Annotated in this window: 14 protein-coding genes and 1 tRNA gene; 8 read left to right on the forward strand and 7 right to left on the reverse strand. The window is 62.0% G+C overall.

Annotated features, from left to right (window positions below; all coding sequences use genetic code 11):
* Positions 1 to 12 precede the first annotated feature (12 nt).
* A complete protein-coding gene (locus AC1ROB_RS06835) occupies positions 13 to 2,169 on the forward strand; it encodes a type I secretion system permease/ATPase (protein WP_492971951.1) in 2,157 nt (718 codons plus the stop codon).
* Positions 2,159 to 3,571 (forward strand): HlyD family type I secretion periplasmic adaptor subunit, encoded by a 1,413-nt coding sequence (locus tag AC1ROB_RS06840; protein WP_492971950.1) that lies wholly within the window; start codon positions 2,159 to 2,161, stop codon positions 3,569 to 3,571. Before AC1ROB_RS06835 ends, AC1ROB_RS06840 begins: the two co-directional genes overlap by 11 nt.
* A 109-nt stretch (positions 3,572 to 3,680) precedes the next feature.
* Here the strand turns inward: AC1ROB_RS06840 and AC1ROB_RS06845 are convergent, their stop codons facing one another.
* The 4 genes from AC1ROB_RS06845 to AC1ROB_RS06860 form a co-directional block, all read right to left on the reverse strand.
* Positions 3,681 to 3,896 carry a SlyX family protein gene (locus tag AC1ROB_RS06845; protein WP_492971949.1) on the reverse strand — a complete coding sequence of 72 codons (216 nt, stop codon included), beginning with the start codon at positions 3,894 to 3,896 and terminating at the stop codon, positions 3,681 to 3,683.
* Positions 3,897 to 3,937: 41 nt separating this feature from the next.
* On the reverse strand, positions 3,938 to 4,954 hold the full coding sequence (locus AC1ROB_RS06850; RefSeq protein WP_492971948.1) for an LLM class flavin-dependent oxidoreductase: 1,017 nt from the start codon (positions 4,952 to 4,954) through the stop codon (positions 3,938 to 3,940).
* A gap of 328 nt (positions 4,955 to 5,282) precedes the next feature.
* Positions 5,283 to 5,356, reverse strand: a tRNA-Gly gene (locus tag AC1ROB_RS06855).
* A 67-nt stretch (positions 5,357 to 5,423) separates the two neighbouring features.
* Positions 5,424 to 6,152 carry an ArsR/SmtB family transcription factor gene (locus AC1ROB_RS06860; RefSeq protein ID WP_492971947.1) on the reverse strand — a complete coding sequence of 243 codons (729 nt, stop codon included), beginning with the start codon at positions 6,150 to 6,152 and terminating at the stop codon, positions 5,424 to 5,426.
* Positions 6,153 to 6,284: 132 nt separating this feature from the next.
* Here AC1ROB_RS06860 and AC1ROB_RS06865 point away from each other — a divergent pair, with 132 nt between their 5' ends.
* A complete protein-coding gene (locus AC1ROB_RS06865; RefSeq protein WP_492971946.1) occupies positions 6,285 to 6,500 on the forward strand; it encodes a DUF1127 domain-containing protein in 216 nt (71 codons plus the stop codon).
* Between the two features lie 38 nt (positions 6,501 to 6,538).
* On the opposite strand, the gene AC1ROB_RS06870 is transcribed toward AC1ROB_RS06865, so the two are convergent.
* Both AC1ROB_RS06870 and AC1ROB_RS06875 read right to left on the reverse strand, forming a co-directional pair.
* On the reverse strand, positions 6,539 to 7,219 hold the full coding sequence (locus tag AC1ROB_RS06870) for a GDSL-type esterase/lipase family protein (protein WP_492971945.1): 681 nt from the start codon (positions 7,217 to 7,219) through the stop codon (positions 6,539 to 6,541).
* The gene (locus AC1ROB_RS06875; RefSeq protein WP_492971944.1) at positions 7,216 to 7,941 is read right to left on the reverse strand and encodes an IclR family transcriptional regulator; all 726 of its coding nucleotides are present in this window, start codon (positions 7,939 to 7,941) and stop codon (positions 7,216 to 7,218) included. The genes AC1ROB_RS06870 and AC1ROB_RS06875 overlap by 4 nt, the downstream gene beginning before the upstream one ends.
* 169 nt (positions 7,942 to 8,110) lie before the next feature.
* Here AC1ROB_RS06875 and AC1ROB_RS06880 point away from each other — a divergent pair, with 169 nt between their 5' ends.
* Genes AC1ROB_RS06880 through AC1ROB_RS06895 form a run of 4 tightly spaced genes read left to right on the forward strand, consistent with a single transcriptional unit; the run spans position 8,111 to position 11,944 of the window.
* A complete protein-coding gene (locus AC1ROB_RS06880; protein WP_492971943.1) occupies positions 8,111 to 9,172 on the forward strand; it encodes an extracellular solute-binding protein in 1,062 nt (353 codons plus the stop codon).
* Positions 9,173 to 9,220: 48 nt separating this feature from the next.
* The gene (locus AC1ROB_RS06885) at positions 9,221 to 10,060 is read left to right on the forward strand and encodes an ABC transporter permease (RefSeq protein WP_492971942.1); all 840 of its coding nucleotides are present in this window, start codon (positions 9,221 to 9,223) and stop codon (positions 10,058 to 10,060) included.
* Complete coding sequence (locus AC1ROB_RS06890; RefSeq protein ID WP_492971941.1) at positions 10,057 to 10,863, forward strand: ABC transporter permease; 807 nt, start codon at positions 10,057 to 10,059, stop codon at positions 10,861 to 10,863. The genes AC1ROB_RS06885 and AC1ROB_RS06890 overlap by 4 nt, the downstream gene beginning before the upstream one ends.
* Positions 10,856 to 11,944: an ABC transporter ATP-binding protein gene (locus tag AC1ROB_RS06895; protein WP_492971940.1), complete on the forward strand. Its 1,089-nt coding sequence runs from the start codon at positions 10,856 to 10,858 to the stop codon at positions 11,942 to 11,944. The genes AC1ROB_RS06890 and AC1ROB_RS06895 overlap by 8 nt, the downstream gene beginning before the upstream one ends.
* Positions 11,945 to 11,947: 3 nt before the next feature.
* On the opposite strand, the gene AC1ROB_RS06900 is transcribed toward AC1ROB_RS06895, so the two are convergent.
* The gene (locus AC1ROB_RS06900) at positions 11,948 to 12,472 is read right to left on the reverse strand and encodes a PaaI family thioesterase (protein ID WP_492971939.1); all 525 of its coding nucleotides are present in this window, start codon (positions 12,470 to 12,472) and stop codon (positions 11,948 to 11,950) included.
* 122 nt (positions 12,473 to 12,594) lie between these two features.
* On the opposite strand from AC1ROB_RS06900, the gene AC1ROB_RS06905 reads away from it, so the two are divergent.
* Entirely contained in the window at positions 12,595 to 13,122 is a 528-nt protein-coding gene (locus tag AC1ROB_RS06905) for a MarR family winged helix-turn-helix transcriptional regulator (protein WP_492971938.1), read from the forward strand.
* Positions 13,123 to 13,194: the final 72 nt, after the last annotated feature.

Genomic DNA, 13,194 nt, shown 5'->3' on the forward strand with positions numbered 1-13,194 from the left:
GGGACCTGAGGCGTGGATAATGAGAATGGAGTGCGATCGGCTGACAGCGGGTTGCTGTGTCTTGCGCTGATCATGCGCATACAAGGTAGGGCGGTTGACCCGGGCCAGCTAATCCACCGTTTCGGCCGGCCGGGCTGGCAGATCACGCCCGATGAACTGGTCCGGGCAGGACGTCAGCTTGACCTCAAAATCCGGCGCGTGCCCACTAGCTGGGACCGGCTGGCCAGTACACCACTGCCGGCCGTCGCGGTGTTGAAGGATGGCAGTTATGTCGTACTGGGCAGCGTGCGGCGGCAGGGCGACCGTGACGAGGTGCTGGTTGCCGATGGCCATGACGGGAGGCCACGCTCAATCGGCCGCGAGGAATTCGCGACCATCTGGTCCGGCGATCTGATCCTGATCGCTACCCGCGCCAATCTGGCAGGCGCGCAGCGACGCTTCGGCATCTCCTGGTTTATCCCGGCAGTGGTGAAATACCGCAGGATGTTCGGCGAGGTTCTTCTGGCCTCGTTCATTATTCAGGTGATCGCCCTCGTTTCGCCGCTGATGTTCCAAGTGGTGATCGACAAGGTTATGGTGCACCGCTCGCTGACGACTCTCGATGTACTGATATTTGCTCTATTAGCGATCGCAGTCTTTGAGACACTGTTTAGCATGCTGCGTACCTATTTGTTTTCGCATACCACCAATCGCATCGATCTTGAACTTGGTGCTCGGTTGTTTGGCCATCTGATGGCCCTACCATTGCCTTACTTCGAGGCGAGGCGGGTCGGTGACAGCGTGGCGCGAGTGCGTGAATTAGAGAGTATTCGAAACTTCTTAACCGGGTCGACGCTGACGGCGGCAGTCGACATGGTATTCACTTTTGTCTTTCTTATCGTGATGTTCTTGTATAGCCCGGTTCTGACCTGGATCTGCTTGGCAGCCATTCCGTTTTATGTTGGAATTTCACTGGTTATCACGCCTATGTTGAAATCTCGGTTGGATGAGAAATTCACTCGTGGTTCAGAGAATCAGGCCTTCTTGGTGGAGCGTATCGGCGGTATTGAGACCGTGAAGGCCATGGCCATTGAACCGCAGATGCAGCGCCGTTGGGAGGAGTTGCTCTCGGCCTATGTGCGCGCTGCCTTTCGCGTCGACCATGTCGCCAATATCGGCAGCCAAGCAGCGCAGTTGATCAGCAAGATTGTCATTGCTGCGACACTTTGGACCGGCGCAAAGCTGGTGATTGGCGGCAATTTGACGGTGGGCGAACTGGTGGCTTTCAACATGCTGTCGGGGCGCGTGAGCGGTCCGGTGCTACGCATCGCTCAGCTGTGGCAAGATTTTCAGCAGGCACGGCTATCGATCGAGCGTTTGGGTGACATTCTGAACACGCATTCAGAAGCTTCAACCAGCGCGGGCCGCCAGTCACTGCCCGCTCTGAAGGGGCAAGTGGCATTTGAACGTGCTACCTTCCGCTATCGCCCAGATGGTCCAGATGTTCTGCGCAACCTCACCTTTGGCATACCGGCGGGACAGGTGGTCGGTATCGTTGGCCCTTCAGGGTCGGGTAAGAGCACGCTCGCGAAGCTCATTCAGCGCATGTATGTGCCGGAATCAGGTAAGATTTCCATTGATGGACTGGACTTGGCGCAAGTTGATCCGCCCTCGCTGCGTCGTATGATTGGCGTGGTGCTACAGGAAAACACACTGTTTACCGGCACAGTGCGCGAGAATGTTGCGCTTGCCGACCCAGGTGCGCCGCTAGAGAAGGTGATGGCTGCCGCTCAATTAGCAGGCGCTCACGATTTCATTATGACCCTACCGCAAGGGTATGACACCGCAGTTGGCGAGCGTGGGGCGTCGTTGTCAGGCGGCCAGCGTCAACGCATCGCTATTGCCCGAGCCCTGATCGCTAACCCGCGCATTTTGATCTTCGACGAGGCGACAAGCGCGCTGGATGTCGAATCTGAAGCGGCGATCCAGGCTAATATGGAGCGTATCTGCAAGGGCCGCACGGTGCTAATTATCGCCCATAGACTGTCGGCGGTCAGGCATGCCCATCGCATTATTACCGTCGAACAAGGCCAGATCGTTGAAGATGGCTCGCCCGAGCAACTGATACGTCAAGGTGGCCGATTTGCCGCCATGATCCGTCAACAGGCGGGAGGGTTGCATGTCGTTTAGGGGCGCCTGGGACGGCCTGCGCAATGCGGCATCTGTGACCCGTGCGGCACTGCGCGATGAGGCTAAGAGGCCAGTGGCTAAGCCGCGCAGTCGTGATGAGATCGACTTCCTGCCGGCTGCGCTAGAGGTATTGGAAAGCCCGGCTTCGCCGACGGCACGGTATCTATTCTGGACTCTGACGGCGCTATTGGTCATCGGTGTGGCTTGGTCATTTATCGGTCGGTTAGATGTGGTGGCCCTGGCCGATGGCCGCACAATCCCACCTGGAAGGACAAAGGTGATTCAGCCGTTAGAAACCGGCATCATTCGTGCCATCCATGTACAGGATGGGCAAGCAGTGAAGTTTGGCGATATCCTTGTCGAATTGGATCCGACGGCGTCGGGTTCCGACATGCGCCGCATGATCTCAGATTTGACTGCATCGCGCGCCGATGTCGCTCGTTTAGAAGCGGCGTCATATCCAGCCGATCCCCTGCCCCGCTTCAAAGCACCAATCGGCACGCCGGCTGGCTTGGCAGATCTGCAGCGGGCGCTGCTGGTGAGTCAGACAGATGAGCATATGGCCCGTTTGGCGGGCCTAGAATCTGAGAAGGAGCGACGTGAGGCGGAGCGCCGGTCGGTTGAAGTGGCTATCGCCAAACTGGAACAGACGCTACCGCTCATGACTCAGCGCAGCGATGCCAGAACTGGGTTGGCCGATAAAGGTTACGGATCTCGCCTCACGGCGTTGGAGCTGCAGCAACAGCTCGTAGAAATGCAGCATGAGTTAAGGGCGCTGCGACATCGTCGAGAAGAAACGATCGCGACCTTAAAGACGCTAGAGCGCCAGCGTAGTCAGGCCCGTTCAGAATATTTGCGCGACATTCTCGTGCAACGAAATGAAGCTGAGCGTCGGCAGGCAGCGTTGGAAGAAGAGGTATTGAAAGCTGAACAGCGTTATGGTCAGCAGACCCTGACATCGCCGCTTGATGGCGTTGTACAGCAACTGGCCATCCATACGGTTGGTGGCGTGGTTACGCCGGCGCAGCAACTCATGGCCGTGGTGCCAGCGGGCGGTGCCCTCGAAGTTGAAGCCATGGTTCAGAATCGAGATATTGGCTTCATTCAGCCGGGCCAGGATGTCGAGGTGAAGCTCGAAACGTTTCTATTCACCAAATATGGCACGATCCCCGGGAAAGTGACGTCTGTGTCGCGAGACGCCGTTGCCGATGAAAAGCGTGGCCTGATCTACCCGGCACGCATTGCATTGCAGCGTACGTGGATCGATGTTGATGGCAAACGTATGGACCTTGGCGCTGGCATGGCTTTGACAGCAGAAATCAAGACCGATCAGCGCCGCATGATTGATTATCTATTATCGCCAATCATGCGTTACCGCGACGAGAGCTTACGAGAGCGGTAGATCATAGACTTCGATGCGGTGATTGCCCTAGGACTGACGACCAAATGATGCGGTCGACAACTGCCCAGTAGATTTTACTAGTTAGTCACCGGCCACTTGATTTTCTAGATCAGTAATGGGGTGGACGTTCAGTGACTGGGCCATGGGATGCTTTGGCCTCAGTTTCATGCAATCGGTCGGTTAGCGCTCCGATCAACCGCGTCAGCTTGTCAATCTGAGCCCATTGTTTGGTAATGGTCTGATTCAGAGTCTCGATTATCTCATCCTGATATGCGGCGCGCTCTTCAAGTGCGGTAACACGCATTGCGACATTATCGTCAGCCATGGTTTTCCTATGCTTCGTAGTCCGATTCTCTGATTATCAGATCATCGCCAGCCGAGAGCAGGCGCAATCTGGGTGAGAATGGTCTCAATGACGTGGGCGTTATACGCAACGCCCAGCTGATTGGGCACGGTCAGCAACAGGGTATCGGCTTCGGCGATTGCTTCATCGCCTTTGAGCGCCTCGATCAGCCGGTCTGGCTCGGCCGCATAAGAGCGACCAAATATCGCCCGCATATTATCAATAACGCCAACCTGGTCACTGCTAGTGTCGCGACCGAAATAGGCGCGGTCTAGGTCATTGACCAGGGCAAAAATCGAGCGTGAGACAGAAACGCGTGGCGTACGCTGATGCCCTGCCGCCGCCCAGGCCTCGCGATAGCGGCGTATCTGCTTAGCCTGCTGAATGTGAAAAGGCTCGCCGCTTTCGTCGGCCTTCAAGGTCGAACTCTGGAGGTTCATGCCTTGCTGGGCCGCCCAGACGGCGGTCGCGTCAGAGGCAGAGCCCCACCAAATACGATCGCGCAGGCCTTCTGAGTGAGGCTCCAAACGCAGCAGCCCGGGCGGGTTGGGAAACATCGGGTGAGGGCTTGGCCGGGCAAAACCTTTGCCGGTTAATAGCGATAAAAAGACCTCGCCATGTCGGCGTCCCATATCGGCGTCACTCTCGCCTTCAGCAGGCGCGTAGCCAAAATGGCGCCAGCCGTCGATCACCTGTTCCGGCGAGCCGCGGCTAATACCAAGCTGTAGGCGGCCCCCGGCGATCAAGTCGGCAGCGCCGGCATCTTCGACCATGTAGAGGGGATTTTCATACCGCATGTCGATGACAGCGGTGCCGATCTCGATCCGCTGCGTTCTAGCGCCGACTGCGGCAAGAAGAGGGAAGGGCGAGGCGAGTTGGCGGGCGAAGTGATGGACACGGAAGTAGGCGCCATCGGCGCCAAGCTCTTCAGCTGCCACCGCCAGGTCAATGGATTGCAAAAGAACGTCTTGCGCTGAGCGGGCTTCTGATTGCGGTGACTCGGACCAATGTCCAAAGGATAAAAAGCCGATTTTCTTCATAGGGGCACGTATCTCGCATGCAACGAAGATTGATAAAGGTGTGGTTCGGCTAGGGTGCTATAGGCCTCTGAATGAGATGCATGCAACACCAAAGCTAGCTCTACCCAAACAGATCGCGGTGGGCAGCGCCGTGACGCAAGGCATGCAATCTTGCCGAGAAGAATCGCTTCCGACGAATTGAATCATGGTGTCGCAAAAATCGCTTCCGTACACCGGTTTTGGCGGGTTATTTACCTGCGTCCACGGGCATTTAGCTCTGCTTTTGCCGTATTTTTGCCGTATGGACCACATCAGCGCGGAGTGAATTCGCGTAAGTCATTGATGTGGATGGAGCGGGTGAGGGGAATCGAACCCCCGTCGTAAGCTTGGGAAGCTTCTGCTCTGCCATTGAGCTACACCCGCGCGCCAAGGCTGGCCTGACGGTCCGGGGCGGAAGATAGCCAACCCGCCCACGGCGTGCAACTGCGGGTTAATGCGTCTCCGCCATGGCCGCCGCAATCCGCTCCGGCGGCAGGTCGAACAGCCGGGCCAGCGCCTGGCTGCCGGCCGGGGTCAGGCTGACCGCGCGGCTGTCGCGCCGGCGCTCCAGCCAGCCGAAGTCGAAGCAGCGTTCGGCCAGGGCGGCGCCCAGCGCGCCGGCCAGATGCGGGCTGCGTTCGCTCCAGTCCAGGCAGGCGCGGGCAAAGCGGCGCTTGCCGGATGCGATGGCGTCCACATTGATGTCGAGCGCGGCAAAGAGCTGCCGCCCTGCCGCCGTGACGACGAAGTCCTCTTCACCGCTGGGTAAGAGGCAGCCGCGCGCGATGAGCTGGTCGAACAGGCAAACGCCGAGCTTGCCGGCAATATGATCGTAGCAGGTGCGCGCCGCCCGCAGCGCGCCGGCGACGCGGGTGTGATGGTGATGCTTCGGCATCGGTTGCTCGCCGGCCAGCGCCATCAAACTTTCAATCGCCGTCGCGACAGTGCTGTTCGCAAGATGGTAATACCGGTGCCGGCCCTGCTTGGCGAGGCCGAGCAGGCCGCCGTCCGACAGCTTGGCCAGATGGCCGCTGGTGGTCTGCGGCGAGACGCCGGCGATATGGGCCAGTTCCTTGGCCGTGCGGGCGCGCCCGTCCATCAGCGCCTTCAGGATATTGGCGCGCGCCGGATCGCCGATCAGGGCCGCGATCTTCGCCACATGCGGGTCGTTGCTGCTCATGACGGAGAATCTAGGCCGCTCGCGCGCTGTCGTCCATCTGCAACACTTCGGTCGCGGCCGTAGCGTTCGGTCACCGTCGCGTCATGACGGCGGCGTAGACTGCGGACAGATCAGAAACCACGGAGTCCCGCCATGACGCAGAGCACCATGACCGTTCGCAGCTATCCCGCCGGCACGCATCCCCTGCGCCGTCTCGTCCTGGATATGATCCATGAGATCCTGTCGCTGCAGCGGCTCAGCCGCGAACGCACGCAGCTTGCCGAGCTGAGCGATGCGGCGCTGAAGGATCTCGGCCTCAGCCGTGCCGATATCCAGGCCGAATGCGCCAAGCCGGTCTGGCGGCGCTGAGAAACCGTTCCGTCGAACCCCAATCAGTCGAACCCCAATCAGTCAAACCACCGGCGCCAGGCCGGCCAGCGATGGATCATCGCGGCCACCACTTCATAGCCGGGTGCGGCGGGATTGCTGCCGTCGCCGGCCTGGGTGAGATCGGGCCAGGCCGGATCGGCCAGCAGCGGCGTATGCAGGTCGAGGAAGGGAATGCCCAGCTCGGCCGCCGCTTTGGCATAGGCGGCGTTGTAGTCCGCCTGCAGGCTGTTGGAGAAGGTGTAGTTCTGCGCGCCGATCAGCTTCGGATAGGGGCGGCTTTCGTTCATCGGGATCAGGCCGATCCACAAGGTCGGCAGCCAGGCGGCGGCGGCGCTTAAGATCGCGCGCGCATTGGCCACCGATTCTTCCAGCGGCACTTCCGGCACCTTGCCATCCAGCAGCTTGGCGTCGTTGCCGCCGAACATGAAAACCAGCCGCGCATTGGCGGTCGGCGGCAGCCGCGCCTCGCATTCGCCGCGCCAGCGCTGGCCGATCAGGTGCGTGCTGGCGCCGCGGATGCCGAGATTGTAGGCGGTGATGTCATGGCCGGCCTGCCATTCATACGCCGCCAGCCGGCCGACCCAGCCCAGCATGGTGGCATCGCCGGCGCCAACGGTGAAAGCATCGCCGACAAAGGCCATGCGGCTGAACGAGCGGCGGGCCGGCGCGCTGTTTTCCGTCGAAGTGCTGCTGCTCATCGTTTGGCTGCCCCGGTGCGGTGGAATGAATCCTCGATGTCCTGGCCGATCTCGCGGGCCACGGCCTGGATCCGGCTTTTGATCCTGGCCCGCATCGCCGCCGGCGCGGCCATGTCGGGGAAGGAGATCGAGAAGCCGATGGTCTGGCCGCTGCGCTCGACCCGCAACGCCGTGCCGATGGCGGTGATGCCGGGCACGCTGCGGCAGGGCACTTCCACCACGCGGTCGGTCAGGAAGGCCTTGAACAGTTTGCGGGTGGCGGCGGTCTGTGCCTGGGTTTTGACCAGGTTATGCCGGGCCAGCAGGGCAATGCCGAGCGCCATGTCGTCGGGTTTCTGGCGCTCGCCCACCTCCAGGATATAGCGCAGGCGGTACCAGCCCTGGTGCTGGCGCAGGATTACGACGGACTCATCGTCCAGCATTCCCGCGAAACCTGTAAAACCGAACTCCTCCACCAGATTGGCGAGTGCCGCATCCACGCGGTCCAGCAGGCTGTTGCCGGAGGCATAGAGCCGGCTCAGTTCCAGAGCGAGCGGACCCGGGCCGTAGACCGGTGTATTGTCGTCACGCTTGAGCAGGCCGCCGTCATGCATCGTGCGCAGCAGGCGCGAGACCGTGCTCTTGGCAATGCCGAGCCGGCTCGCCACGTCCGTCACTTTCAGCAATGGCGTTTCGGCAGACAGGCAATGCAGGATGCGGATGGCGCTTTCTAGGTTGCTCATGACGTCCGTCCCGGTCCGGTGTCGTGTTCCGTATTTAACAACACAGTTGACACATCTGGTACTCGGGACTTAGCCTTTTCGTCAACAGGGGAATGCGGCCGGCCTGCAAACCGTCCGCTTCCGCTCCGGGGTTTGACGTCCACAGACTGGCAAACGCGAGGGGGATCGCATGTTCCATCCGAAACAGTTCATCCGCAGTGCATTCTGCATCCGCAGTGCATTCTGCATCCGCAGTGCTGTGGTGGGTCTGGCGGGCCTTTCGGCCCTCATGGCCGGTCCGGCGCTGGCGCAGAAGATCACGGTGGTGGCGTCCGGCGGCATCTGGCTGGAATCGGCCAAGACGAATTTCGCCGCCTGCTACAAGGAACGCACCGGCTCCGATGTCGACATCCTGGTGCTGAATTCCGGCGAGGTGATCAACCGCATCCGCGCCAACAAGGAAAATCCTTCGATCCACGTGGCGCTCTTAAGCGAGATTGACGCCATCCGCGCTGGCCGCGAAGGCCTGCTCGACAAGCTCAGCGTTGAGAAGGCGCCGAACCTTGCCGATGTGCCCGAGGTCTTCCGCAAGCAGTGGGACAATTACGCGACGATCCAGAATTTCGGCGCGATGATCGTCATGTACAACAAGGATAAGATCAAGGAGCCGCCGAAGGACTGGAAGACCCTGATCGACAACACGATTGCCGGCAAGTATGGCAACCGCGTGTCCTTCCCGGCCGTCACCATGGCCTGGGGCCCGATGTTCACCTGGTTCCTCACCACCCAGTATGGCGGCAGCGAGGACGAGGTCTTCGCCAAGTATCGCGCCATGGCGCCCAACATCACCAAATACTGGGTCAATCCGGTGGATGCGATCAACCTGTTCGCCACCAAGGAAGTCGACATCCTGGTCTACTGGGATGGTCGCGCCTATGACTTCGCCAACCAGAACAGCTGGGCCGGCGCCTATATCCCCGATCCGGGCGCCTTCCAGTCGGCGGCCATGCTGGCCAAGGTGAAGAACGCGCCGGAAGCCTCCTGGACCTATATCGACTGCGTGTTGTCGCCCAAGGCGCAGCTCGGCCATGCCTCGATGATCAAGTATCCGGTGGTGAACTCCAAGGTGGTCTATCCCGACGACCTGAAGAAGGTGCTGACGCCGCTGGAGCGCGTGCGCCAGCCGGAATTCCTGTCCTTCATGGACAAGATCCCGGCCTGGATCGAGCGCTGGAACAAGGAAATCCCGTAAGTCCGGGACATCGACAGACCGGTCGCCGGCAGACGGAGCAGGATCGCGATGCCCTTCAGGCTTCATGCGTCTGGCTTCGCCTTGCTGGCGCCGGCCATCCTGCTGCTGGCGGTGTTTTTCATCGGGCCGCTGCTGCTGAATTTCGGCGTCAGCCTGCGCCAGCCTGATGGCCAGCTGGGTCCGCACCAGTATCTGCGCGCGCTCACCGATCCCTATTATATCCGCGTCTGGGCCCAGACCATCGGACTTGCGGCCGGCGTCACCAGCGGCGCGCTGGTGCTGGGCTATCCCTTCGCCTTCGCCATCGCACGCAGCCGCGGCACGCTGAAGGGCATCCTGATCTTCCTGATCGTCACGCCGCTGCTGATCAACGTGGTGGTGCGCACCTTCGGCTGGATGGTGGTGCTGGGGCGCAGCGGCCTGATCAACGGCAGCCTGAAGGCGCTGGACCTGCCGACCATCGACCTGCTCGGCGGCTGGTTCGGCATCGGCATCACGCTGGTGCATGTAATGCTGCCCTTCATGGTGCTCTCCATCGCCAGTGCGCTCGAAGGCATCGACCAGGCGCTGGAACAGGCAGCCCTCACGCTGGGCGCCCGCCCGCTGCAGGCCTTCCGCTATATCGTCTGGCCGCTCAGTCTGGATGGCGTCATCACCGGCACGTTGCTGGTGTTCTCGCTCTCCATCGGCAGCTTCGTCACCGTCATGCTGATGGGCAACAACCGCACCATGGTGCTGCCCGTACTGGTCTACCAGCAGCTCAACCTCAGTTCCGACTGGCCGTTTGCCGCGGCGCTCGGCGTGATCCTGCTAGTCACCGTGTTGCTGGTGTCGGGCCTGCAGATCGCGCTCGGCCGTCGCCTGCGGCGGGGCAGGGCCGAAGAATGAACCGCTGGCTGAAGACGTATCTGGTCGTCGCGACCATCTTCCTACTCACGCCGCTGGTTCTGGTGGTGGTGGTGTCGCTGTCCTCGGCGCGTTTCGTTATCTTCCCGCCGCCGGGCTATTCGATCCGCTGGTTCACCCAGGTGCTGCAGGATCCGAGTTTCATGCAGCCGCTGTGGAACAGCATCCAGCTTGGCGTGCTGGCGGCAGGGATCGCCGCACTGCTGGCGGTGCCGGCGGCGCTGGCGCTGGTGCGCCGCCGTCTGCCGGGCGCCGCCCTGATCCAGACTTTCCTGCTGTCACCGCTGGCCCTGCCCAGCCTGGTGCTGGCCATCGCGCTGCTGTTCTTCCTCAGCGCCATCGGGCTCGGCAACACCTATATCGGCCTGCTGGTCGGCCATGTGGTGATTGTGCTGCCCTATCTGCTGCGCACCGTGCTGGCGATTTATGCCAATGCCGATCCGCGCATCGAGGAGGCGGCGAAGACCCTGGGTGCCACGCCCTGGCGCACCTTCTGGCATATCACGCTGCCCACCATCCGTCCCGGGCTGTTCGCCGGCGGCATGTTCGCCTTCCTGATTTCCTTCGACGAGGTGGCGGTGGCGCTGATGCTGTCCAATGCCTCGAACATGACGCTGCCGGTCTCGATCCTTGGCTATCTGGTGAACAACTACGATCCGGCGGTGGCCGCGATTTCCGTCATCAAGATGGTTATCGTCGTCGTCGTGCTGCTGGTCGTGGAGAAATTGTATGGACTGGGCAGCCTGACGCTGCCAAATCGTGGAGACGCCGCTAAACATGGCTGAGAAAACCGGCGACCTCCAGATCGCCCATATCTCCAAGCGTTTCGGCAGCACCCAGGCGCTTGACGATGTCAGCCTCGGCATCGCGGCCGGCGAATTCGTCTCGCTGCTCGGGCCGTCGGGTTGCGGCAAGACCACGCTGCTGCGCTGCATCGCCGGCCTGGTCGAGGCCGACGATGGCGCGATCCATGTTGCAGGCCGGCCGCTGGCCGGCACCCCGCCCTGGCAGCGCGATATCGGCGTGGTGTTCCAGAATTACGCGCTGTTCCCGCATATGACGGTTGCCGAGAATGTCGCATTCGGCCTGAAGATGCGGCGCTTCAGCCGCGCGGAAACGGCCGCCAAGGTCGAGCGGGCGCTGGCGCTGGTGCGTATGGAAAGCTTCGGCGCGCGTTTCCCCGCGCAGCTTTCCGGCGGGCAGCAGCAGCGCGTGGCGCTGGCGCGGGCCATCGCCATCGAGCCGCGGGTCCTGCTGCTGGACGAGCCGATGGCGGCGCTGGATGCCAAGCTGCGCGGCGCCATGCAGCTCGAAGTGCGCGACCTGCAGTCGCGCCTCAAGATCACCACCGTGCTGGTTACCCATGACCAGGGCGAAGCCATGACCATGTCGGACCGCATCGCCATCATGAGCAACGGCAAGATCGAGCAGGTGGCCGCGCCGGCCGAACTCTATCTGCGGCCAGCCAACAGCTTCGTCGCGGATTTCATCGGCAACACCAATCGCGTCACCGGCATGGTCGTGCTGCTGGAGGGACGCAAGCTGCTCAGGCCCGACGGCGAACCGGAAGTGCTGCTGCCCCTGCCGCCGCAGGCCGTGGCCGGCCAGCATGTGTCACTGATGTTCCGGCCCGAGGCGGTCGAGATCGTGCAGGGGCCCGTACCGGCCGGCATGACCGGCATCGCGGCCAGGGTTCAGGACCGCATCATGACCGGCGACCGCATCGCGATCTTCTGCACCGCCGGCGCGGTGAAACTCTATGGCACCGTCAGCAGCCAGGCCGAACGGCTGGCGGCGCTGCCGCCGGCGGGTGCTGTCGTTTCCCTGGCCTGGCGCGACAGCGACGCGATGCTGTTCCCGGCGTAAAATTCAGATCGGGAAAATCAGGCAGGTGGTCGTGCCGGTGGCGAGGATCTTGCCGCCGGCATCGACGATGCGGCCTTCGGCCGTGCCGACACGGCTGCCGACCTGGATCGTGGTGCCCTCGGCATAGACGGTACCGGTCTTGTGGGTGATCGCGCGCACCAGGCTCACCTTGTATTCCAGCGTGGTGTAGCCCATGCCCTTGGGCAGCTGGGACTGCACGGCACAGGACATGCAACTGTCCAGCATGGTGCCGGCATAGCCGCCATGCACGCTGCCGATCGGGTTGTAATGCTTCATCTCGGGCCGGCCGGCAAAGACCACGCGGCCGGGCTCGGCTTCAAAAATCCACATATTCATCAGTTCGGCAATCGGCGCGCCAGGCAGCTCGCGGTTCATGATCTTGCGGAACAGCTCGATGCCGGCCAGTTCACGCAACTGCTCCACCGGCACCGGCGCATAGACGCCGCCGGTCGGCGGATGCAGATCGGCCGAGCGGGCGGGCGGTGTTTCGTTCAGGGCGGCTGACATCGGGCGGTCCTTCTGCTTGGTCGGGTCGTTTTTGTGCGGCCAAAAAAGTGGGGAGGCCGGAAGTTGCAGGACAGCCTTGAGGATGGCTTGTCGGGCTGCCCTGTATCGTGTATATACACGATATGAAGCGAAGTCCACCATCCTCTCTGGCCGCCGCTGACCAGGTGTTCACCCTGCCGCCGCCGATGCCCGATGGCACGGAGTTCTGCCTGTGCTTCCAGCTCCGCTCGGCCGCCCGCCGCGCCAGCGCCTGGTATACCGAGCAGCTTTCGCCCATCGGCCTTGGCCTGCCGCAATACAGTCTGGTCGGCATGGCCTGGGCCTGCGAGAAGCAGAACGGCCGCCCGCCCAGCATCACCGAGCTGGCGGCGGCGCTGGATCTCGATCGCAGCACGCTCAGCCGTAACCTGAAGCCGATGATCGCCGCCGGCCTGGTCACGGTGGTGCCGGGCCATGGCCGCGCGCGGCTGGTGCGTGCCACAGCCGAAGGGCGCGCCGCCTATCGCGCCGGCGTCTCGCTATGGCGTGCCGCCCAGGACGAGGCGAAAGCCCGCCTTGGCGGCCAGTTCCCGGGGCTGATGCAGGCTCTGGAGGCCACCATCGCCGGCCTGCCCGCTGTGGCCGGCGCCACGGCTGCCAACGATCTCTGAAAATCGTCGCGCCATCTTATACTTAAGCCTTGATCGGCCTATGCTTTGGTCGAAACCCGGGGTGGCCGAGCT

This window comes from Ferrovibrio sp. GW821-FHT12F09 (assembly GCF_058806775.1).